Below are 23140 nucleotides of genomic sequence, written 5' to 3'. Positions count from 1 at the left end.
GACCAGGATGAATAAAGGAAGGACGTTTCGTGGCGGGCCGTCGGGCTGCCGACATCCCGCCGGTGCGGGGCAGCGCGGGACCGCTGGTCGGCCCTAGTCTGCTGGCACGGTGGACGCGACCGGCGTCCCCGCTGACCCGGCCGGCCACTCGCGGCGCGCGGGCACCGCGCGCTCGCTATGGTCGGATGGTGAATCGACTCGCCGAGGCCACCTCGCCCTATCTGCTCCAGCACGCCGACAACCCGGTCGACTGGTGGCCCTGGTGTGACGAGGCGTTCGCCGAGGCGAAGCGGCGTGACGTGCCGGTGCTCATCTCGGTCGGCTACGCCGCCTGCCACTGGTGCCACGTGATGGCCCACGAGTCGTTCGAGAACGAGGCCGTGGCCCGGCTCATGAACGACGACTTCGTCTGCGTCAAGGTCGACCGCGAGGAACGGCCCGACGTCGACGCCGTCTACATGACCGCCACCCAGGCGATGACCGGCCAGGGCGGCTGGCCGATGACGGTCTTCGCCACCCCGGACGGCACCCCGTTCTTCTGCGGCACCTACTTCCCCCGGGCCAACTTCCTCCGGCTGCTCGGCTCGGTCGCCGCCGCCTGGCGGGACCAGCGCGAGGAGGTGCTGCGGCAGGGGGCCGCCGTGGTCGAGGCGATCGGCGGCGCCCAGGCCGTCGGCGGCGTGACCGCCCCGCTCACCGCCGAGCTGCTCGACGGCGCCGCCGCCCAGCTCGCGAAGGAGTACGACGAGACGAACGGCGGCTTCGGCGGCGCCCCGAAGTTTCCGCCGCACATGAACCTGCTCTTCCTGCTCCGGCACCACCGGCGGACCGGGTCGGCGCGCAGCCTGGAGATCGTCCGGCACACCGCCGAGGCGATGGCCCGCGGTGGCCTGAACGACCAGCTCGCCGGCGGCTTCGCCCGCTACTCGGTGGACGGCCACTGGACCGTGCCGCACTTCGAGAAGATGCTCTACGACAACGCGCTGCTGCTGCGCGTCTACACCCAGCTCTGGCGGGTCACCGGCGACAGGCTGGCCCGCCGGGTGGCCCGCGACACCGCCCGGTTCCTCGCCGACGAGCTGCACCGGGCCGGCGAGGGCTTCGCCTCGGCGCTGGACGCGGACACCGAGGGCGTCGAGGGGCTCACCTACGTCTGGACGCCGGACCAGCTCGTCGAGGTGCTGGGCGAGGAGGACAGCCGGTTCGCCGCCGACCTGTTCACCGTCACCCCCGACGGCACCTTCGAGGAGGGCGCCAGCGTGCTGCGGCTGGCCCGGGACGTGGACGATGCCGATCCGGCCGTCCGGGCCCGCTGGCGGGACGTGGCGGGCCGACTGCTGCACGCCCGCGACACCCGCCCCCAACCGGCCCGCGACGACAAGGTGGTGGCCGCCTGGAACGGCTTGGCGATCACCGCCATCGCGGAGTTCCAGCAGGTCGCCGCGCTCTACGCGGCACCGGAGGACGAGGACGCGAACCTGCTGGAGGGTGTGGTTATCGTCGCCGACGGGGCGATGCGCGACGCCGCCGAGCACCTGGCCGCCGTGCACCTGGTGGACGGCCGGCTGCGCCGGGTGTCCCGGGACGGGGTGGTGGGCGCGCCGGCCGGGGTGCTGGAGGACTACGGCTGCGTCGCGGAGGCGTTCTGCGCGCTGCACCAGCTCACCGGCGAGGGGCGCTGGCTGGCGCTGGCCGGTGAGCTGCTCGACGTGGCGCTGGCCCGGTTCGCGGCGCCGGACGGCGGCTTCTACGACACCGCCGACGACGCCGAACGCCTGGTCACCCGGCCGGCCGACCCGACCGACAACGCGACCCCGTCCGGCCGGTCGGCGATCGTCGCGGCGCTTGTCGCGTACGCGGCGTTGACCGGGGAGACCCGCTACCGGGAGGCCGCCGAGGCGACCCTGTCGACCGTCGCGCCGATCGTGGACCGGCACGCCCGGTTCACCGGCTACGCCGCCACGGTGGGCGAGGCGCTGCTCTCCGGGCCGTACGAGATCGCGGTGGCGACCGACGATCCGACGGGTGACCCGCTGGTGGCCGCCGCGCACCGGCACGCCCCGCCCGGCGCGGTGGTGGTCGCCGGCGCCCCGGATCAGCCCGGCGTGCCGCTGCTGGCCGGCCGGCCCCTGCTCGACGGGCGGCCGACCGCGTACGTCTGCCGGGGGTTCGTCTGCCAGCGGCCGGTGACCTCGGTCGAGGAGCTGGTCGCCCAGCTCGGCTGAGTCCCCGGCGGCGGGCCGCCCTCACGGTCGGGCCCGGTGCCGGCCCGGTTAGGCTGGCGGCGCTATGGACTCCCGGACCGGACTCCCCGTCGTGGGCATGGTGGGTGGCGGCCAACTGGCCCGGATGACCCACCAGGCCGCCATCGCCCTCGGCCAGTCGCTGCGCGTGCTGGCACTCGCCCCGGACGACGGCGCGGCGCTCGTCGCCGCCGACGTCCAGTACGGCGACCACACCGACCTGACCGCGCTACGCACGTTCGCGAAGGGCTGCGACGTGGTCACGTTCGACCACGAGCACGTGCCGAACGATCACATCCGTGCGCTGGCCGCGGAGGGCGTCAAGCTGTTCCCGCCGGCCGAGGCGCTGGTGCACGCGCAGGACAAGCGGGTGATGCGGGAGCGGCTCGCCGAGCTGGGCGCGCCGAACCCGGCCTGGCGTCCGGTGGAGTCGCCGGCCGACCTGGTCGGGTTCGGCGAGCAGACCGGCTGGCCGGTGGTGCTCAAGGCCGCCCGGGGCGGCTACGACGGCCGGGGCGTCTGGCTGGTGGACGACGCCGACCAGGCCGCCGAGCTGGCCGCCACGCTGCTCGACGGCGGCACGCCGCTGCTGGTCGAGGAACGGGTGGCGCTGCGTCGGGAGCTGGCCGTGCAGGTCGCCCGGTCGCCGTTCGGACAGGTGGCCGCGTACCCGGTGGTGGAGACCGTGCAGCGCGACGGCATCTGCGTCGAGGTGCTGGCGCCCGCGCCCGACCTGCCGGAGGAACGGGCGGTGGCCGCGCAGCAGCTCGCCATCGACTTGGCCACCGCGCTCGGCGTGGTCGGGTTGCTCGCGGTGGAGCTGTTCGACACGCCCTCCGGGCTGGTGGTCAACGAGCTGGCCATGCGTCCGCACAACTCCGGCCACTGGACGATCGAGGGTGCGCGCACCTCCCAGTTCGAGCAGCACCTGCGCGCGGTGCTGGACTACCCGATGGGGGACACGTCGCTCGCCGCGCCGGTGGTGGTGATGGCGAACGTGCTCGGCGGGGAGCCGGGCGGGATCTCGATCGACGAGCGGCTGCACCACCTGTTCGCGGCCGAGCCGGGCGCCAAGGTCCACCTCTACGGCAAGCAGGTCCGACCGGGCCGCAAGATCGGGCACGTCACGGTGCTCGGCACGGACCTGGCCGACGTGCGGGCCCGGGCCGCCCGGGCGGCGCGGTGGCTTCAGGAGGGAACAGCATGAGTACGGTCGGGCTGATCATGGGCAGCGACTCGGACTGGCCGACCATGCGGGCCGCCGCCGAGGCGCTCGACGAGTTCGGCGTGCCGCACGAGGTCGGGGTGGTCTCCGCGCACCGCACCCCGCTCAAGATGATCGAGTACGGTCGGTCCGCCGCCGGGCGGGGCATCCGGGTGATCATCGCGGGTGCGGGTGGGGCCGCCCACCTGCCCGGCATGGTCGCCTCGGTCACCCCGCTGCCGGTGATCGGCGTGCCGGTGCCGCTGAAGTACCTGGACGGCATGGACTCACTGCTGTCCATCGTGCAGATGCCGGCCGGCGTGCCGGTCGCGACGGTGTCGATCGGCAACGCCCGCAACGCCGGGCTGCTCGCGGTCCGCATCCTGGGCGCCGCCGACCCGGCGTTGCGCGACCGGATGGCCGCCTACCAGGCGAGCCTGGAGGACCTGGTCGCCGAGAAGGAGGCGGCGCTCCGCGCCTCGCTGGCCTGACCGGCACCGATTTCACTCTCCGTGTTTTCGTGGCGGAATGACGGAGCGTGATCGGCCGTTGGGAGGCCGTTTGGTAGTCGCGGCGCCTTTGCTCTGCAGCCTTCCGCGCACCACCTGCTCTGAGATGCGCATTGGTACCGATGCGTATTACTGGGTCCGACAGTCGCGGTCGCGCTGGGTCACTGATGCGCCAGTGGCTGCAGAGCAAAGGGCGTGGGGGTGAGTCACTCCGGCAGCCGACCCGCTACCGAAGGTGACCGGTAGTCGGGTTTGGAGGGTCGGTTCATCCGGCCGCCGGTGGGGTGGCTGCCCGAGCACGTGCCGCGCGGTGCGCTCACCGCATGCCGCGCAGCGCCGTCTGTAGACGCTCCTGGGCGCGGCGGCGGCGCTCGTTGCTGGCCCCGAGCACCAGCAGCACGATGCCGACCGGGATCAGCACCAGCCACGGGCCGAGACTGAACAGCGCGTGCACCGCGGCGACGGCGGTCACCGTCGCGCCCACGATCACCGGCGCCTGCTGCCGGCTCATCGAGCCGAAGATCAGCACCGCCACGGCCCCGAGCAGCAGCAATACCTGGCGCAGCATGCTGGAGTCGGTGGCCACCACGATCGCCAGCGTGGGCAGGAACGCGGTCACCAGCGCCGGCCCGTACGCCACCCAGCTCGACATGTCCGGCCGGTGCCGCAGTTGCAGCACGCCGACCAGCAGGGCCAACGCGGCGAACGGCAGAGTGTACGCCTCCGGAAGCGCCACGTCGGCCACCCACATCAGGATCCACCAGGCGGTGATCTCGCAGGCCACCACCGCCCAGAACAGCAGGTTCCGCTCGAACGGGCGACGCCCCGGCCGGCTGGCCGCCACCCCGAGCACCGCACCCCAGGCGGCCAGCAACGCGGCGATGTGCCGGGGCGAGTCGAACGCCAGGGCCAGCGCGATGAGCGCCGCAGCGTACCCGCTCCACTCGACGGTGGCCGCCTCCCGGTACGCCTCGGGCCGGCGCAGCCGGGGCAGCGTGGCGGCGAACACCTGCAACGCCGCACCCACCGCCAGCACGCCGAACGCCGACCACACCGCGGCGAGCCCGGCCACCAACCCCAGCGTGAGCACGAAGAGCTGCGCCATCAGCGAGGCGAACAGCCAGCCGAGGATGCGGGCCCGTTGGGTGGTGCCGAAGAACGCGGCGACCGCGCCCACCCCGACCGCGCTCCCCAACGTGATCAGGGTGAGGTCGCGGGTGGCGAGCGCGCCGGCCAGCCCGGCGCCACCGGCGGCCAGCCCGATGACGAAGACCAGCACCCGGGCGACCCGGATCGAGCGACCCGGCTCGGCCAACGCCGGCGGCGGGGTCAGCGCCAACCCCAGCACCGAGATGGTGAACACCACCAGCCCCGCCTCCGCGGTCACCGGCCACCCCTGGCCGAGCGCCACCGGCGCGATCAGCAGCGTGAGGGCCGCCCCGGGCAGGATCACCGGCACCGCCCGGGAGCGGCGACCGCCGCTGAACCCGGTCGCGGCCAGCGCCGCGGTCGCGGTGAGCAGCAGCGCGGTGAGCACGTGGGTCGGGTCCACCGCGTCCGGCGGCGGGGTGAGCAGCTCCGGGGGCGGCCCCTGCCACACCCGGCCCAGCACCACGAACGTCGAGAACAGCGCCACCACCAGCGTGGGCGCCAGCGTGACGAGCGCCAGCGCGGTGGGCAGCGCCGCCGCGGCCAACGCGCCGGCCGCCGGGCTGACCCGCCACCGAAGCTCGGTGGGGCGGTCCGGGTCCCGGCGCAGCGCCCCGTTCAGCAGCACCGACCACCGGCGTACCGGTCGGGCCGAGCCGACCGGCGGGACGGTGGCCGCCCGGATCAGCTCGGCGAGCACACCGAGCAGCGCGGCGGCGGCGGCGAACACCCCGGCGGGCAGATGGACGACGAGGGCGGTGGCCGCCGTGACGGTGCCCGCACCGACCACTGCCACGCTGGCGTATGGCAGGTACTGCGGCACCTGCCGGCGGACCGCCGCGACCACCGCCAGGCCGAGGCTGGCCGCGGCCAGGGCGGCGGTGAGCACCACCTGCGCGGGACGGCCGAACTCGACCGACAGCGCGGCCACCGCGCCGGGCAGGGCGAGCAGGGCCGACCCGGCCGCCGCGCCGCCCACCTGGACCAGGTGCGGCGGCATGCCCTCGGTGCGGACGTCCTCCACCAGCGCCGGCGCGAACGACCGGGCCAGGGCCGCCACCGTCACCCCGATCAACGCGATGCTGCTCAACGCCAACGCGGTGGTCCAGGGCCGGACCAGCCCGGCGCCGGTGGCGTGCAACGCCACCACACCGGCCACGGTGGCCCGGGACAGCGCGGCCCTCGGGTCCGTCGAGGCCACCGCCGCCATCCCGAAGACCGCGGCCACCATGGTGCCGACCAGCACCGGTGACCACCAGGGCAGGTCGAACGCGGCCGGCGCGCCCACGGTGGCGAGCACCGCGCACACGCCCGACACGTCGTACTTCCAGGGCGGCGGCAGCAGGACGGCGGCGGTCGCCGCCAGCAACGCCAGCGCGACCGGCGCCTGCCAGGTCGTCCCGCCGGTCGGCGCGGCCGGCCAGCCGCTCAGGTCACCGGCCCAGATCGGGCCGGGGGTGGCCAGCACGCCGACGCCGCCGCGCAGCGCGCTCCAGGCGGCGACGAGACCGATCAGGGTGCCGCCGGCGGCGATGCCGAGGATCGGGCCGCGCCGCCACTCCTCCGGCAGCGCCCGGGCCGCGACGGCCACCACCAGCACCAGCGCGGCGGCCACCATGAGCTGGCCGCCCGGCGCGAGCACCGCGGCGATCCGCACCAGCGTGGCGACAAGCGCCACCGTGGTGGCGGCGAGCGCCAGGTCGGAGCCGTCGAGCGACATGTCGGCGCGGCGTCGGGCGTCGATCCGGGGCGCCGCCGCCAGCAGCGCGGCGGCGATCAGCAGCAGCCCGCCCACCCAGGCGTCCGCCGAGGTGGCGCCGGGCGCGAAGAGCCCGGCGGCGGCGACGGCCACCGCGCCGAGCACGGTGCCGAGCGCGTGCGGCATGCTCAGCTGCCGCTGCGCCACCTGGACCAGGGCGGCGTAGGCGAGCGTCACGCAGACGGCGAGGAAGCTCGCCGCGAGGATCGGCACGGTGATCTCGCGCAGGTTGGCCGGGGTGGGCGCCGGCGGGGTCGGCACGGTGGCGGCGACGAACGCGGCCACCGCGCCGGGCAGGGCGAACGCCGCGCCGCCGGCCGCCCAGGCGCAGACCGGGTCCGTCGCGGCGGCGGCGATCCGGACCCGGGGCGCGAGCGAGACCAACGCCCCGGCCAGGAAGAGCAGGGTCAGCGCGGCGGCGGTGAGCGCGGGTCGGGCGAGCGTGGCGCCGGCGCCGGTCAGCCCCAGCCCGGCCGCGGTCACCGCGTGCGCCACCGCGGCCCGTTCCGTGCCGGCGGTGAGCCCGAGCACCCCGATGGCGACGGCGGTCACCAGCATCGGCCAGCAGGCCGCCGCCCAGCCCAGACCGAGCGAGGCCGGCACGGCGAGCGCGGTGAGCGCGGCACCGACCACCGCGAACTCGCGCCGGATCGTGGTGGGCAGCGCGACCACCGCGGCGACGGTGAGCAGCAGGGCGGCGGCGGCGAGCTGCCAGCCGGTCGGGCCGACCGCCCGGGCCAGCTCGGCGTGCCAGCCGCTCAGGTCGGCGGACCAGGCGGGCAGCGACGCCCGGACCGGGGCCAGCCCGGCGCGCAACGCGCCACCGGCGACCACCAGGCCGCTGACCGTCAACGCCGCCGCGGAGGCGAGCTGCGGGCCCCGGCGGGCCGTCTCCGGCATGGCCCGGACGGCGAGGCCGGTGAGCGCGATGACCGCGGCGATCAGCAGCAGGGACCGGCCGGGCAGCGCCACCGAGGCGACCCGCCCGAGCGCGCCGATGACCGCGAGCGTGAGAATGCCGGCGCCCAGGTCGGGCAGTGGCGGCCGGCGCAGCGCCAACGTGCCGGCCAGCGCCGTCAGCGCGGCGAGCAGCAGCACCGCGCCCGCGCCGGCGGCGACCGGCACGGTGGCGGCGCGCAGCAGGGCGGTGACCGCGTACGCCAGGGCGAGCGCCACCGCCGCGCCGTGCAGCAGCCAGGTCAGCTCGCGCAACCACGGCACCGGCCGGGCCGGCGCGGCGGTGGCCGGACCGGCCGGCGGCTCGCCGCCGAGCACCTCGCCGGACTCCTCCGGCGCCGACTCGGGCCGGTCGTCGTCGGCGCGCTGCCGGGACGCGGCGGGTGCCGGCGGAGCGCTGCGGGGCAGGTCCGCCCGGACCGGCCGTTCGCGCACCACCGGGGAGCGGGCCAGCGCCAGGTCCAGCACGGCCACCAGGGTGAGCACCAGCGCCCAGCCGGTCGGGCCGGTCACCCGCTCGTACGCCAGCAGCGGCAGCACCGGCTGGGCGGCCAGCACGGTGGCGAAGCGGGGCGCGCGCAGCCCGGTGCCGTACGCGTACCCGACCGCGACCACGGTGGTGACCAGGAAGATCGCGCCGGCGAACGCGGCGCCCGAGGTGCCGCCGCCGATCCGGTCCACGGCCCAGACCGCGTACCCGGCCAACGGCACCAGCAGCATGCCGACCGCGGCGATCGTCTCGGCGGTCGAGGTGAGCCCGCGGCGGGCCAGCACCGGCGGGGCGAGCAGCATCAGCACGGTCGCGACCAGCAGCACGCCGAGCCGGGCGAGCGCGTCCATCGAGCTGGTGGCGACCGCCGCGAACACCACCGCCGCGACGCCGAGCAGCAGCGCGCCCAGCCCGAGCGGGATGTTCTGCACCTCGCGCGAGGACGCCTCCGGCGGGTGCTCCGGATCGTCCGCGTCGAGCCACTGCGGCCGGCCGCGGGGCGGCGACGGGGGAAGGTCGTCCGGTCCGGGCGGCGGGGTGCCCTGCCGGGGCACCCGGGGTGGCGCCCCGGTGGCGGCGGTGGGCGGCCGGCGCCCCGGCCGTCGCCGCAGCACCCGGCGGGGCCGGGTGGCCTGCTTGACCCGTTCCTCACCGGCGTGCGCCAGGATGTCCCGCTGGAAGAGCGCGGCCTGCATCTTGGCGGCGATCTGCCGTTGCTCACGGGCGATCTCGGCGTCCCGGGCCTTCATCTCGGCGATCGACCGTTCGATGTCGGCCAGGTGCCCGGCCCACTGGGGCTGCTCCGCGCCGCAGTGCGGACAGACGGCGGCGGGCTTGATCTCCCGCCCGCACGAGGCGCACCTGAAGCTCTCCACGACCGTCTCCCGTCCGCCTGTGCCCTCGCACTGTGGACCTCCCAGAGGCAGCATGCCTTGAGCGGGCCGGGATTTCGACAGTTGCCGGCGCGTTCCGGACAACAAAAAGGACCGGCCGGCCGGGGAGGCTGCTCCCCGGCCGGCCGGCCCGGCGTCGATCGGTCAGGGACGGCCCAGGCCGCGGTACTCCCAGCCGGCCTGCGTCCACAGTGTCGAATCGAGGCAGTTGCGCCCGTCGACGACCCGCCGGCCGTTGGCCAGCTCGCCCAGGGCCACCGGGTCGGCGTTGCGGAACTCGGCCCACTCGGTGAGCACGCAGACCAGGTCGGCGCCCTGGACGGCGTCGTTCATGGTCTCCTCGTAGGCCAGGCCGGGCACCGCGCGGCGCGCGTTCTCGATCCCCTGCGGGTCGAAGACGTGCACGTCGGCGCCGGCCTTGCCGAGCAGCGCGGCCACCGCGAGGGCGGGGGCGTCGCGTACGTCGTCGGTGTTGGGCTTGAAGGTCGCGCCGAGCACCGCGATCCGGGTGCCGGAGAGGTCCGGGCCGGCCGGGCCGGAGCGGCGGTTGAGCAACTCGGCGGCGAGCTGCACCACCCGGGTACGCCGACGCAGGTTGATCAGGTCGACCTCGTGCAGGAAGCGGAGCGCCTCGCCGGCGCCGAGCTCCTGGGCGCGGGCCTGGAAGGCACGGATGTCCTTGGGCAGGCACGCGCCGCCGAAGCCGAGCCCGGCCTGGAGGAAGCGGTTGCCGATCCGGGGGTCGTACCCGATGGAGCGGGCGAGCTGGGTGACGTCGCCGCCGGCGGCCTCGCAGACCTCGGCCATCGCGTTGATGAAGGAGATCTTGGTGGCCAGGAACGCGTTGGCGGCGACCTTGACCAGCTCGGCGGTGGCGAAGTCGGTGACCACCAGCGGGACCTCGCGGTCCTCGGTGGCGGCCAGGTCGAAGACGCCCTTGTGGGCGGCGAAGAGCATGCCGTTGGCCCACTCGCTCTTGACGCCGACCACGATCCGGTTGGGGCGCAGCACGTCGTCGACGGCGAAGCCCTCCTGGAGGAACTCCGGGCTCCACGCCACCTCGACGCCCAGGTCGGCCGGCGTGTGCTTGCCGACGAGCTGCTCCACCCACTCGGCGGTGCCCACCGGCACGGTGGACTTGCCGACGATCAGCGCCTTGCGGGTCAGGTGCTGGGCCAGGCTGGTCACCGACGCCTCGACGTACGACAGGTCGGCGCCCATGCCGTCGGCGCGCTGCGGGGTGCCGACGCAGATGAAGTGCACGTCGCCGAAGTCGGCGGTCTCGGAGATGTCGGTGCTGAACCGCAGTCGGCCGGCGGCCAGGTTGCGCCGGAGCAGCTCGTCGAGGCCGGGCTCGTGGATCGGCACCTCACCGGCGTTCAGCTTGGCGATCTTGTCGGCGTCGACGTCGAAGCCGAGCACCTCGTAGCCCAGCTCGGCGTAGCAGATGGCGTACGTCGCACCGAGGTAACCGGTGCCGAGGAAGGTCACCCGGGGCCGGGCCGCGCCGGAGGGCGGGGTCACCGCGGCGATGGCGGGCATCGGCTGGGAGTTCGGGTACGGGATCGTCACGCCTGTCTTCTCCGCTCGCACTGGCGGCGCATCCTCGCGTCGCATTCTGCAGGGGCGCCTAGGCCGGGCACCGAGGGAAACTGATTCTGGTGTGAGGGTAGTGGGTCGGGTTGCCGCCGCCCGGGCGCGAGCCTACCCGCCGGTAAGGTCCGGTCGAGGCCCGGTGGCTATTCTTCAGTCTGCGGCAGTCGGCGGCCCCCGGGCGGCCCGGACTGCGCATGATAGCGGTGAAAGGGGAGGGCCGACATGGCCGCAGAGCAGTCGTTCGACGTCTACCGGTTGCCGGAGGAGCACGAGGCGATCCGGGAGGCGGTCCGTGAGGTCTGTGCGGCCAAGGTGGCGCCGCACGCCGCTGAGGCGGACGAGACAGGTGAGTTCCCGAAGGCGTCCTACGACGCGCTGCGGGCGGCCGACTTCCACGCCCCGCACGTCCCGGTGGAATACGGCGGCGCCGGCGCGGACGCGCTGGCCACGGCCATCGTGATCGAGGAGGTGGCGCGGGCGTGCGCCTCGTCCTCGCTGATCCCGGCCGTCAACAAGCTGGGCACCATGCCGCTGCTGTTGGCCGGCTCCGAGGAGCTGAAGCGCCGGTACCTGACGCCGGTGGCCTCGGGTGACGCGATGTTCTCCTACTGCCTCTCCGAGCCGGAGGCGGGCAGTGACGCGGCGTCGATGACCACGCGGGCGGTGCGTGACGGTGACCACTGGGTGCTCAACGGCGTGAAGCGGTGGATCACCAACGCGGGCGTCTCCGAGTACTACACCGTCTTCGCGGTGACCGACGCCACGGCCCGGTCGCGGGGCATCTCGGCGTTCGTGGTGGAGAAGTCCGACCCGGGGGTGAGCTTCGGCGCCCCGGAGAAGAAGCTCGGCATCAAGGGCTCGCCGACCCGCGAGGTCTACTTCGACAACGTCCGGATCCCGGCCGACCGGATGATCGGCGCCGAGGGCACCGGCTTCGCCACCGCGATGAAGACGCTGGACCACACCCGGGTCACCATCGCCGCCCAGGCGATCGGCATCGCCCAGGGCGCGCTGGACTACGCCAAGGGCTACATCCAGGAGCGCAAGCAGTTCGGCAAGGCGATCGCCGAGTTCCAGGGCATCCAGTTCATGCTCGCCGACATGGGCATGAAGCTGGAGGCGGCCCGGCAGCTCACGTACGCCGCCGCCGGCAAGTCCGAGCGGGGCGACGCGGACCTGACCTACTTCGGCGCGGCCGCCAAGTGCTTCGCCTCGGACGCCGCCATGGAGATCACCACCGACGCGGTCCAGTTGCTCGGCGGCTACGGCTACACCCGCGACTACCCGCTCGAGCGGATGATGCGCGACGCCAAGATCACCCAGATCTACGAGGGCACCAACCAGGTGCAGCGCATCGTCATGGCCCGCCAGCTCCTCAAGGACTGACCGGCGGGGCCGGGCGGGGCCGTCGGCGTCGCCCGGCCCGGCCCGTGCCGATCGGCCCGGCCCGCCGGCCGGACCAGCCGTCGACCACGTCGTCGAGCTGGTCGACGAGCAGCCGTCCGTACCCGGTCAGCCCGTCGGCGGTCCGGAGCAGGTCGGCCACCTCCCGGCAGGCTCCCCGGAGCCGGGCGAACTCGGCGTGCGCCAGGTGGCGGCCGGTGGTCGTACCGAAGCGCCGTTCCCGACGCCAGAACTCGCCGACCGCCACGTGGGCGTAGAGGCCCTGCACGAGCGCCGGCAGCGGACGGGCGCCGGCCCGCCACGGCACCGGGTGACGGGCCGGCTCCGCCGCCTCGACGAGCGGGAAGAGGTGGTCCAGGGCGGCCAGCTTGTTGTGCGCCAGCTCGTGCACGAGGGCCGCGGCGGTGGGGCCGGCCGCCCCGGGGCCGTCGGACAGGGCGACGCACCCCACCGCGGCGGGGAACGTGCCGCTGATCAGCGGGGCGGTCAGCTCGTCGGGTGTCCCCCCGCTGGTCACCGCCGCCCACGGCCGGCCGGCCGCGTCCCGGGCCAGCGGCATCACCATGGAGATCGCCTCGGTCAGCTCGGTGGCGGCCCGGCGGTGCCGGGTGGCCAGCAGCCGCCAGCCCGGGGACAGCCGGGCCGCCCAGCGGGCGGCCCGGACCGCGTCGACAGGTGCGACGGCGGCCGGGCAGGCCAGCGACCGGAGATCGTCCAGGTGCAGCCGGGGGCCGTGCCCGTCGGCCCGTAGCCGGGGCACCGGGTGCCAGGCCGGCGTCGGGCCGCCGCCCGCCGCCCCGGTCGTCCGGGGGCACAGCCCCGGGCCGGTCACCGGCACGCCGTCGAGCGTCAGCGTGCGGCGCGCCCCGTCCACGGTCAGCTCCGCCAGACCGGCCCCGCCGCCGGGGCCGCGGTGGACCCGGCCCAGGCCGGGCAGCGCCACCGTCACCGCGCCGGAGGAGCTTGTCGGGAAGCTGACACGGGCCCGCCCGCCGGCCCGCATCGCCGCCGCGGCCACCACCGCGCCCAGGGTCGCCGGGTCGTTGGCGGACCCCCGGTCGCCGTGCCCCAGGGCCCGCAGCGTGCCCGCCGCCCAGACGCTCACGGTGGGGTAGCCGAGCACCACGCGGGTGGGCCCGGGAGCCGACCGCCGCAGCTCGCCGAGGAGCTGCCAGGCGTCGTTGACCAGCGGCGCGTGCGGGTGTCCGAGGTCCGTGGCGAGCACCACGGCCGAGCGCAGCACGAGCAGATTCCGACTCACCGGCACCGCGAGCAACCGCCGGACCACCTCCCGGCCGCCACCGCCCCGGGCGAGCGCCCGGAACGTGCCGACGGGCATCTCGTACCGGCCCGTCGGCACCCGCGGCCTCCCCAGACCAGTCGGCGGCCCACCGCGACGACGGTGGACATCGATGAAGGCTACGATATGTTACTGCCGGAACGCTGGCTGTGCCGTGCGGAGTGGTGGTGTCGATGGATCGAAGGTTGGGCCGGAGATGTCGGAACGGGTGAGCGGTGGCGACCGGCCACTGATATCCCAACTGCTCGATGTGGCGGAACTCGACCCGGCCGACCTCGACGCCATCCCGCGCCGGCAGTTGCACCGGTCCCTGCGGCGGCTGATCGACGAGAGCGGCGACCCGACCGCCGAGTTCCTCTGGTTCGGCAACCAGGCCGACAATCCGGGCGCGCGGCGGTGGTGGACGACGTCCGACACCGGGTCCGACGGGGGGACGGCATGACGATCGACGGGTTTCCGGACGCCCCGGCGCGCGGCACGTCCGCGTCCCGGCCCGAGCCGGGGGCGACCGAGACCAGGGTGACCGCCTTCGTCGCCGCGGAGAGCCTGACCGGGCGCACCAACGTGACAAGCAACGTGGCCTGGCTGCTGGCGCGCGCCGGCCGCCGGGTGCTCGTGGTGGACGCCGGCCGGGGGGCGGTCCGGGTGCACGAGCACCTCAGCCCCTTCTACAGCGGGGAGTCGCCCCTCACCGACCACCTGCCGCGCGGGCTGACCGACCTGATGTTCGCGCTGCCCGGGTTCACCACCGGGCAGCCCACCCTGCGGCGCTACGCCGCCCCCGCCGGTCACCTCGACGTGGTGTGGGTGCCCGAGTCGGCGACCTGGCCGCCGGTGACCGAGATCGGCGGTGGGCTGGGCGGCACGATCCGCAGTGAACTGCGCCGGCAGTTGCGGTTCATCGAGTACGACGACGTCCTGCTCGACCCCGCCGACTTCTCCGAGACGGTCGCCCAGTGGCTGGCCGTCCTCTGCGACGCGCTCGTCGTCTGCTTCCCCTACCGGGCGCCCCGGCTCGCCGACGCCGCCGCCGTGGCCCGCCAGGTGCACCGCGGCGCTCCCGCCGGAATCCGGATCATCGCCGCCACCACGCAGTCGGCCCCCGCCGACGCGGTGGCCGCCCGCCGGCACGCCGACGAGGTGGCGTCGAGCTTCCGCGGCGCCCTGGACGAGCCGGCGGTGGGCGTCGACTTCTGGCAGGTCGCCCTCCCCGGCGGCCCGGAGGGCCAGCCGCTCGCCCCGCTGCTGGAGGAGTCCCCGCACCGCGCGTCGGTGCTGGCGGCGTACGGCCAGTTGCTGAGCCTGCTGACGCAGGGTGAGCTGGACCGGGCCGAGCCGGAGGCGGAGCCGGTCCGGGCGCGCTACCGGTTCGGGCTCAGCCGGCCGCTCGCCGAGAACGGCGGCGAGCTGTTCGTGGCCACCCCGGAACGACAGCGGCCGTGGGCCGACTGGCTGAGCGCCGAGCTGACCGAACTCGACATCCGGGTCCGGCCCTGGCGCCCACGCGGTCCGGCCCCCGACGGGCCGGCCACCGTGCTGGCGGTCGCCCCGGACCCCACCGCGCACCGGGCGGGCGGGCCCGGCGTCGAGGACGACGACGAGGCGTGGCTCGACGCGCTGACCGGGGAGGTGGCGGCGCGGCCCGGCACGGAGCTGCTGGTGCTGCGTACCGTCCCGGCCGGTCCACCCCCGGCCGGTCGACCGGTGGACCTCTTCGACTGCGACGAGCCGGAGGCACGCCGACGCCTGCGCGCCGCGCTGGGCCTGGCCGCGCTCAAGCCCTCGCCGCTGGACCGGCCCTGGCGGGTGGGCTTCCCGGGCCGGGACGACCAGTCCCGCAAGACGTTCGGCCTGCCCGACCGGCCGCGGCTGTTCGTCGGCCGGGACCGGGAGCTGAGCGAGCTGCGCGACGCGCTGCTGGCGAACCCGGGCGGCCAACCGGTGTGGGTACGCGGCCCGCTGGCCGCCGGCAAGAGCACGCTGGCCCGCGAGTACGTGGCCCGGTTCCACCGCGACTACCGCCTGGTCGTCTGGATCCCGGCGGGCAGCCGGCACGCGGTGCGTACCGCGCTCGCGGCGCTCGCCGACGCGCTCGGGGTCGAGCCGAGCGGCAACGCCGTCCACGAGATGCTTGCCGAGCTGCGCAAGCGCGGCGACCAGTGGCTGCTGGTCTACGACGGGGTCGGTGACCCGGCGGACCTGGTCGGGCTGCTGCCCTCCGGCCGCGGGCACGTCGTGGTCACCGGCGGCACCGGGGACCAGCCGGTCTACGGCCCCTCGGTGGCCGTCGACGGGCTGCGCCGCGACGACGCGACCGGGCTGCTCATCCGGCAGGTGCCCGGGTTGTCCGCCGCCCCGGCCGCCGCGGTCGTCGACGCGGTGGGCACGTTCCCGCTGGACCTGCGGCTGGCGTCGGGGCTGCTGGGCCAGGCCGGCATCCTGCTCGACAAGCGGGAGGCGGTCACCGGGTCGCGTGGCCCGGACGCGGCGGTGCCGGCCTTCCTGGAGGCGATCCGGCCCACCGGCGACGGGGCGTCCCCCACCCGGCGGATCGTCCGGGTGGCGTTGCGGCTGATGGACGAGGAGTTCAGCGGCCGGGTCGCGGTGATGCTGACGGAGATGTACGCCTTCGCCGCGCCGATCGGCATGTCGCTCGCGCTGGTCCAGTCCCGGCGGATGCGCGGGCAGGTCGCCGCCGACCTGACCGACGAGGACGCGGCCCTGCTGCGCGCCGACGGGTGGGAGATGGACCGGGCGCTGGCGCTGGGGATGCGGTTCCGGCTGTTCGACGTCGCCTGGGGCCGCGACGGGACGGTCCGGATGCACCCCGCCGTGCAGGCCACCGTGCTGGCCGACATGACCGCCGGGAAGCACGCCGCGCGCCGCAGGCGGTTCCTGCTCGCCCTGGCCGGGGCGGCGCCCCGGACCATCGCGGCGGCCTCCGCGCTGCGGCACGAGCTGCACCAGCACCTGCTCAGCTCCGGCGCACTGGACGCGGACGGCCCGGACGACGTCCGCCGGCTGGTGGTCGAGCAGCTCGAACACCTCATCGCCCGGGGCGAGGACGAGGCCGCCGAGGCGCACCGGCTCTGGCGGCCGGTGCTGGACCGCTGGCTGGCCGCGTACGGCTGGCAGGACCGGATCACGCTGCGGTTGGCGACCCGCCTCGCCGACGTCACCCGGTCCCTGGGCCACAGCGACGAGTCGTTGACGCTGAGCCGGCAGGTGCTGCGGGAGAGCACGGTCCTGCTCGGTCACGACCATCCGCGGGTCCTCGTCACCCGCCGGGGTCTCGCCGGTGACCTGCGCGGGCTCGGCCGGTTCCGGCCGGCGCTCATCGAGGACCAGGCCACCTGGCGGGGCTTCCGGGACCAGTTCGGCAACTCCCACCCGGAGACGCTGGTCGCGGCGCACAACCTGGCCCAGTCGTACTACCTGGCCGGGCGCACCGACGAGGCGGTCCGGGTGGCCCGGGAGACGCTGGCCCGCCGCCGACGGCTCTTCGCCGACGACCATCCCGACACCCTGGAGCTCGCCAGCGACCTCGGTCGCTACCTGGGTGACCTGGGCGACCTCGCCAGCGCGCGGAAGCTGCTCCAGGAGGCGTACCAGGAGCGGTTGCCGGCCGGCCGCAACGGCGAGGAGGACACGCTGCTGCTGCGGATCATCCGCCACCTGGCGGTCATCGCCCGCCGGCAGGAGGAGCTCACCCGGGCCAAGGAACTGAACAGCCGCGCCTACCTGGCGTTGCGACGGCTGCTCAGCGAGGACAATCCGCGTACCCAGTCCTGCCGGCTCAGTCTCGCCGTCGACTACCACCTCGGCGGGGAGAGCGAACACGCGGTGCGGCTGGCGGACGAGAGCCTGGCCGGCTACCGGCGCGACCTCCCGCCCGAGCATCCGTTCACCCAGGTCTGCCTGAGCCTGCGCGGGGTGCTGCTGCGCGGCGTCGGCGACCTCGAAGAGGCGGTGTCCGCCGGGCGTCAGGCCGCCACCGGACTGGCGGCCACCCTCGGCGAGTCGCACCCGTGGACGCTCGGCGGTCAGGTCAACCTGGCCGGCAGCCTGGCGGCGGCGCAGCGGACCACCGAGGCGGAGCGGTTGCTGCGCGGTGTCCTCGACGAGGGCCGCCACTTCCTCGGGCTCCAACATCCGTACCTGCGCGCCACCCGGCGGCTCCTGGCCGCGTTGGTGACCGACGGCGAGATCAGCGGTGGCATCCCGTACGGCCCCGCGAAGCTCGACTTCGTCGACATGGAGGTCCCGGCGACATGAGCGCCCCCATCCCCGCCGACGAGGCCGCCGGGCCGTCCGGCGTCGACGGACGGATCGACGTGATGCTCGCCGACCACGTCCGGGAGCGGCCGGCCATGGTGGACGCGTGCGAGCGGCTGATGCGGAGCCTGCCCGGGATGCTCCACCTCGCCCGGTACCGCACCGGGGTCTGCGACTTCGCCCTGGACGCCCCGGCGCCGGTGGCCGGCGCCCACGAGCTGGACGCCGACGAGCGGCAGCTCGTCGACCGGGACGTGGTGCACGCGATGACCACCCTGGGCGGGGTGTTGCGCCCGGCGCGCAGCGGCGACCTGATCCGGGTGGTGCTGCACACCGCGCGGGGCGCGCTCTTCGCCCTGCAACTGAGCCGGGAACAGCACCTCGTCGGTGTGGTCCGGGTGGAGGATCCGGCGGACGAGCCGCCGCCCCGACAGCCGACGATCCGGGCCGCCGACATCGGCCTGTCCCGGCTGGCCAACGCGGAGCACACGGCCGTCGGCGAGCAGCCCACCAACTACGGCGGCTGGCTCACCCCGGTCAGCACCGCGTCGGGACCGCCCGGCCCGTCCGGTTCGCCCGCCGTCGAGGCCCGGCCCCGGACCTGGGTACGCGACGAGTCGTACGCCGGGTTGGCGGCCCGCTGCGCCGGGCAGGTTCACGCCGAGGGCCTGCACTACGTGGCGGTGTGCCGACCGGGCCGGCTGGAGGCCACCGCGGACGTGCTCGACGACCCGCGGCTGGGCGACTTCTTCGCGGACGCGTCCCCGGCCCGGCGGCGGGCCTTCTACGGCCACCTCGCCCAGCGGGTGGACGAGCTGCTGCGCGCCGTGGTGCGGTCCGCGCACCCGGCGATCGGCTCCCGGGTGCGCCGGCTGGTGCTCGACGTCGAGCAGGGCGCGTTCTACTGCTATCCGGTGGGGCTGGACCGCTACCTGCTCGCCGTCACGCTCGACCAGGACCGGGTGGCGGAGGGGGACGAGAAGGCGGCGGTGTTCGGCGCCGAGCTGGCCGGGTGAGCGCGCCGCCGGGCGGGGCGGGGCCGGCTCCCGCCGACCGCCGGGCCCGGGTGGTCGAGGCGGTGCTGCCGTCGCTGCGCCGCACCGCGCTGTTCGTGCTGGTCGCCACCGCCGGTTGGGCGTTGGCGGCCGGGCGGGGCTGGACCGACGTCCACCGGTCAGCCGGTTACCTGACGGTGGCCACCGCGCTGCTGGCGGTCGGCCTGTTCGCCAGCACCCACGGCATCGACCTCGCGGCGGCCCGGCGGAACCTGCGGCTGGTGCTGCTGGCGGTCACCGTCGGCGTGCTGGTCAAGGCGGCGCTGATCTCGGCGGTGATGTACCTCGCGTTCGGTCGGCCGGCGTTCCTGGTCCTCGGGGTGGCGGTCGCCCAGATCGACCCGTTGTCGTTCGCGGCGACCCGGCTGCGCTCCCGGATGTCCGGGCAGGCGCAGTCGATCCTGTCCGCGTGGGCGTCGTTCGACGACCCGGTCACCGTGCTGCTGACCGTGTACGCCGCCGCCTGGGTGGTCCCCGCGCTGCCCGGCGATCCGGCCGGCCCGACGACGGCGGAGCTGGGTGGGTTCACGCTCTCCCTGGTGCGGAACGCGCTGCTCGCCGCCGTGGCCGCGGTGGCCTGGTGGGGTACGCGGGCCCTGCACCGGCGGGCGGTCACCCGCGCCCGGTGGGTCGGCCGGGCGGTGACCGTCGGTCAGCTCGTGGTCCTGCTCGGGCTCGCGACGCTGGCGGTCACCCAGTTCCTGCTGCTCGGGCTCGCCGTGGCCGGGCTGTTCTACCGCCCGCCGATCGGGCCGGCGCTCGACCTGCTGACCCGCTGGGCGTTCCTGGCCGCCACGTTCGCGCTCGGGCTGGTGCTGGTCGGTGGCGTGGACCCGGTACCGGGCGTGGTGCTGGGGCTGGCCGCCGTGGCGGCGCACGTGGTGGTGGCGTCCGTGATCGGTGCCCGGCTCCCCGCCGCCGACCGCCTCGACGTGCTGCTCGGCCAGCAGAACGGCATCACCGCCGTCATCCTGGCGCTGGTGCTGGAACGGCAGTTCGTCGGCACGGTCGCCGTGGTGGCGCCGGCGATCCTCGTCGTCAACCTGGTGCACGCGTTGACGAACGGCCTGCGTGAGGCGTCCGGCCGGGGTGGTCCGGGGACGGCCCCGGCCGGGCCGGCGCCGGCGGTCAGGCCGCGTCGTCGGTCAGGGCGGTCACCAGCTCCCGACGCACCCGCGCACTGAAGTCGGTCAGCACGTCGCTCGCCGTCTCCGACCGGCGGACGTCGTCGTCCACGAGGTCCCGCGCGCCGCGGAGCTGCCGCACGGGCAGGTATTCGTGCACGGCGTCGAAGATCTGGCACATCTCGTTCAGCCGGTCCCACTGGAAGGGGGCGGGACCGCCGGGGCGCTGGCGGGCCGCACGGTACCACTCCGCCACGGCCAGCCCGAACGCCTCGACGAGCGCGTTCAGCAGCGTGGCGACGCCGACCGCCGACTGGACCTCCGGGGTCCGGACCCGGGCCCGGACCGCCTGCCGCGCGCCCCGGCCGCCCTCGTCCTCGACGAACGCCCGCCGGAACAGCACGCCGACCGGCGTCCGCAGGTCCACCACGGCGAAGGCGCGGTCGAACAGCTCGGTCACCGACGTCGGCAGGTCGGCGAGGTCGTCGCCGTTTCGGCGGTCGCCGGGCGGGACCGGCCAGCGTTGCAGCTCGCGCAGCTCCCGGCGGATGGCCGCCAGGTGCTCGTCGTTCTGGGCCCGCAGGTCGCTGAGCGAACCGTTGAGCAGGCCGAGCAGGTGCTGGGTGGCCGACTGGCGGCGATCCAGCCGGGCCATGTGCGGCGCCAACGGCACCAGCGCCCCGTCGGCCGGGTAACGCTCCTCGATCCGCCCGGTCATCGACGTCACCTCGGCGGCGAGCTGGTCGGCGAACGACCGGGGGCGGTAGAGCAGCGGCTCCCGGCCGACGGCCTCGCGGATCCGGGGGAGGAAGCGCTCGGGCACCGGCTCCAGCACGACGAGCAGCAGTTCGCAGTCGCGGTACGCGTGGCTGATCCGGGCCCGGGTCTCCACCCGGGCGGCGTCGCTCTCCTCCAGCAGCGGACCGGAGACCAGGATGCCGCAGCCGGCGTCGTCGCGACCGGCCGGGATCCAGTAGTCGATGCGGCTGTCCGGGTCGTCGATGGGGAAGAAGTCCGGCCGGGAGTTCTCGTGCCCGGTGCTCACCAGCACCCGCCGGATCTCGGCCAGGATGTTCTGCGCGCCGACGCCCCCGTACAGTTCGCGGGCGGCCTCCCGGACCATGCCGGCGGTGACCTGGCCGCCCTGGTCGCGGGCCCGGCGCCAGAGCCGGTGACAGAGCGAGATGATGCCCCGGGGGACGCCGTTGGCCAGCTCGACGAGCTGCCCGACGGTCGCCTCGCTGAACGGCTCCAGCCGGCCCCGCTGCCGCCGCAGCACGTAGTCGAGCACGTCGGCCGGGCTGAGCGGGGTCATCGTGATCTGCTCGCCGCTGCGGTCCCGCACGTCGCGGCGCAGCGTGCTGAGCAGGTCGGGCAGCCCGGCGAGCAGGAGGAACGTGTTGGAGGCGGCGAAGACCCGCAGCATCTCCTTGAACGCGTCGAGGGCTTCGTCCTCCCGCCGGCCGGCGGCGGTGAGCAGCTGGTCCAACTCGTCGATGACCAGGACGAACGGGTTCGGGCCGTAGCCGATCAGCAGCGCGAAGACGCCCATCGCCTGGAGCGCGGTGGCCTCGCTGCCGGTGAGCGTGCCGGTGATCCCCCGCTCGCGGAGCACGTCGGCCGGCGGCCGACCGGCGATCCACTCCCAGACCGGGTCCTCGAACCCGCCGCGCAGCAGCAGCGTCAGCGCGCGGGCGAACTCGGCGTTCTCGGTGACCTTCCGCAGCCGGTCGCGCAACTGCCCGAGCAGTTGGCTCTCCATCATGTTGAACGTGTCCACCACGGCGACCGGGTCCAGGGTGCCGGCGAGCAGTTGCTCGGCCAGGGGTTCGGTGACCCGGGACCGGCGCAGCTCGACGGCGAGGATGTCGGCGTACAGGCCGCGGACGCGCCGGTGCACCACCTCCCGGCGGTCGGCGAGCTTGTCGGCGAAGGTCCGGTACAGCGAGACGAACGTGTCCGGCGGGGCGGTCAGGTAGATCGACTGGAGGTCGCCGTCGAGGCGCTCGGTGGCGTGTCGGACCAGGTAGGACGCCAGGTGGGTCTTGCCGGTGCCGTAGTCGCCCACCACGGCGACCACCCGACCGGCCGGCGTCTGCGGAGCGTCGTGCAGCGCGTCGAGGTAGCCGTTCATCGCGTCGGTGGCCCGGCGGACCGCCGCGGTGGGAATGGTGTAGACGGTCGACCCGGTGTCGGCGACCTGCGCCACGGCGCTCGACGGATAGGGGTTCGCCTCGCCGATCGGGGCCGGGTCGTACGCGTCCATCAAGGCTGCTCCCTGAGGCGGCGGGCTTCTCTCATGAAGTGTCGGGCCAGATCCTGCCAGGTCACCTGGTTGGGTCGCTCATCTTGCACACGTAGTGTCTCGTAAACGCCGAAGAGTAACCATTGCATCTCGCGGATCGTTGCCAATCTGCCGTCGTCTATGTACTCCTCCAGTGCGGTATCCGCCAGCGGAGGCAGCAGCCCGGGTGTCAGCCGGCCGAGCCGGTCGGCGGCGAAACGGGCCGCGTGCCGGTGGTCGAAGCCGTCGACCTCCAGGTGGACGGTGTTGCGACCCAGCACGTCCCGGTCCCGGCGGTCCAGCGCGCTGGTGGTCTCGGCGAAGAAGACCATCCGCCGGGGCGCCCGCGCGGCGTAGTAGTGCAGCTCCTCGATCAGCTCCACCGGCGGCAGCAGCACGATCAGCGCCTGGTCGGTGTCCAGGCAGCCGGGCAGGTTGCGGTACGCGTCGTCGGGCCGGTCGCGCATCTCGTACGCCAGGTTGTGGCGCAGCAGTTGCAGCTCGTTCAGCTTGTCGAGCAGCGCCCGGCAGGTGTGCTCCCGCCGGGTGGGGATCGGGTCGTTCTCGTGGGCCTCCTGGCGCAGGTTGACCACCTCCGCCCGCAGCCCGTCCCGGCCGAGCCGATCGCGCAGCCAGTGCGCGCAGCGGTTGACCAGCGCGGTCTTCCCGCACCCCCGCTCGCCCCGGACCAGCACCAGCCGCCCCTCGTGGTGCAGGTGGGCGACGTCGGCGAACCGGCCCTGACACTGCTCGAAGGACGCCTCGGTGTTGTCCACCGGGACGTAGTAGTTGACGTGTTCGGCGTACCAGAGCGGGTTGAGCGGGTCGGTGCTGCCCAACCTGGGCACCGCGAACGGGTTCGGCGGATGACCCGGCGCCGGCGGCGGCGCGTCGGGCG

General features: G+C 75.1%; 13 protein-coding genes. 8 read left to right on the top strand and 5 right to left on the bottom strand.

The genetic code is table 11. The features are described from left to right. Nucleotides 1-188: 188 nt before the first annotated feature. From TPA0908_RS31345 to purE, 3 genes are all read left to right on the top strand, one after another. Nucleotides 189-2225: a thioredoxin domain-containing protein gene (locus TPA0908_RS31345; RefSeq protein ID WP_281944107.1), complete on the top strand. Its 2037-nt coding sequence runs from the start codon at nucleotides 189-191 to the stop codon at nucleotides 2223-2225. 64 nt (nucleotides 2226-2289) lie between these two features. Beyond that, nucleotides 2290-3450, top strand: a complete 1161-nt coding sequence (locus tag TPA0908_RS31340) for a 5-(carboxyamino)imidazole ribonucleotide synthase (RefSeq protein ID WP_281944105.1) — start codon at nucleotides 2290-2292, stop codon at nucleotides 3448-3450. Further along, the gene (gene purE, locus TPA0908_RS31335) at nucleotides 3447-3938 is read left to right on the top strand and encodes a 5-(carboxyamino)imidazole ribonucleotide mutase (RefSeq protein ID WP_281944104.1); all 492 of its coding nucleotides are present in this window, start codon (nucleotides 3447-3449) and stop codon (nucleotides 3936-3938) included. Before TPA0908_RS31340 ends, purE begins: the two co-directional genes overlap by 4 nt. A 334-nt stretch (nucleotides 3939-4272) precedes the next feature. Here purE and TPA0908_RS31330 read toward each other — a convergent pair whose 3' ends face one another. After that, nucleotides 4273-9186 carry an SCO7613 C-terminal domain-containing membrane protein gene (locus TPA0908_RS31330; protein WP_281944103.1) on the bottom strand — a complete coding sequence of 1638 codons (4914 nt, stop codon included), beginning with the start codon at nucleotides 9184-9186 and terminating at the stop codon, nucleotides 4273-4275. Nucleotides 9187-9348: 162 nt separating this feature from the next. Next, nucleotides 9349-10776, bottom strand: coding sequence for a UDP-glucose dehydrogenase family protein (locus TPA0908_RS31325; protein ID WP_281944101.1), 1428 nt, complete (start codon nucleotides 10774-10776; stop codon nucleotides 9349-9351). A gap of 246 nt (nucleotides 10777-11022) precedes the next feature. Here TPA0908_RS31325 and TPA0908_RS31320 point away from each other — a divergent pair, with 246 nt between their 5' ends. Further along, nucleotides 11023-12186 carry an acyl-CoA dehydrogenase family protein gene (locus TPA0908_RS31320; protein WP_281944099.1) on the top strand — a complete coding sequence of 388 codons (1164 nt, stop codon included), beginning with the start codon at nucleotides 11023-11025 and terminating at the stop codon, nucleotides 12184-12186. On the opposite strand, the gene TPA0908_RS31315 is transcribed toward TPA0908_RS31320, so the two are convergent. Next, nucleotides 12176-13564, bottom strand: coding sequence for an aKG-HExxH-type peptide beta-hydroxylase (locus TPA0908_RS31315; protein ID WP_281944098.1), 1389 nt, complete (start codon nucleotides 13562-13564; stop codon nucleotides 12176-12178). The genes TPA0908_RS31320 and TPA0908_RS31315 overlap by 11 nt on opposite strands. Before the next feature lie 136 nt (nucleotides 13565-13700). Between TPA0908_RS31315 and TPA0908_RS31310 the strand changes: the two genes are divergently transcribed. Genes TPA0908_RS31310 through TPA0908_RS31295 form a run of 4 tightly spaced genes read left to right on the top strand, consistent with a single transcriptional unit; the run spans nucleotide 13701 to nucleotide 20018 of the window. Continuing rightward, complete coding sequence (locus tag TPA0908_RS31310) at nucleotides 13701-13946, top strand: hypothetical protein (RefSeq protein WP_281944097.1); 246 nt, start codon at nucleotides 13701-13703, stop codon at nucleotides 13944-13946. Beyond that, nucleotides 13943-17779, top strand: coding sequence for an FxSxx-COOH system tetratricopeptide repeat protein (gene fxsT, locus TPA0908_RS31305; protein WP_281944095.1), 3837 nt, complete (start codon nucleotides 13943-13945; stop codon nucleotides 17777-17779). The genes TPA0908_RS31310 and fxsT overlap by 4 nt, the downstream gene beginning before the upstream one ends. Then, on the top strand, nucleotides 17776-18795 hold the full coding sequence (locus TPA0908_RS31300; RefSeq protein ID WP_281944093.1) for a hypothetical protein: 1020 nt from the start codon (nucleotides 17776-17778) through the stop codon (nucleotides 18793-18795). The genes fxsT and TPA0908_RS31300 overlap by 4 nt, the downstream gene beginning before the upstream one ends. After that, a complete protein-coding gene (locus TPA0908_RS31295; protein ID WP_281944091.1) occupies nucleotides 18792-20018 on the top strand; it encodes a cation:proton antiporter in 1227 nt (408 codons plus the stop codon). The genes TPA0908_RS31300 and TPA0908_RS31295 overlap by 4 nt, the downstream gene beginning before the upstream one ends. Here TPA0908_RS31295 and TPA0908_RS31290 read toward each other — a convergent pair. Continuing rightward, nucleotides 19963-22224: an AAA family ATPase gene (locus TPA0908_RS31290; protein ID WP_281944090.1), complete on the bottom strand. Its 2262-nt coding sequence runs from the start codon at nucleotides 22222-22224 to the stop codon at nucleotides 19963-19965. The genes TPA0908_RS31295 and TPA0908_RS31290 overlap by 56 nt on opposite strands. Continuing rightward, on the bottom strand, nucleotides 22224-23081 hold the full coding sequence (locus TPA0908_RS31285; protein ID WP_281944087.1) for a tetraspanin family protein: 858 nt from the start codon (nucleotides 23079-23081) through the stop codon (nucleotides 22224-22226). Before TPA0908_RS31285 ends, TPA0908_RS31290 begins: the two co-directional genes overlap by 1 nt. Nucleotides 23082-23140 lie beyond the last annotated feature (59 nt).

This window comes from Micromonospora sp. AKA38, from assembly GCF_027925725.1.
Lineage (GTDB): Bacteria > Actinomycetota > Actinomycetes > Mycobacteriales > Micromonosporaceae > Micromonospora.
This window is presented reverse-complemented; position numbering and strand designations above follow the sequence as displayed.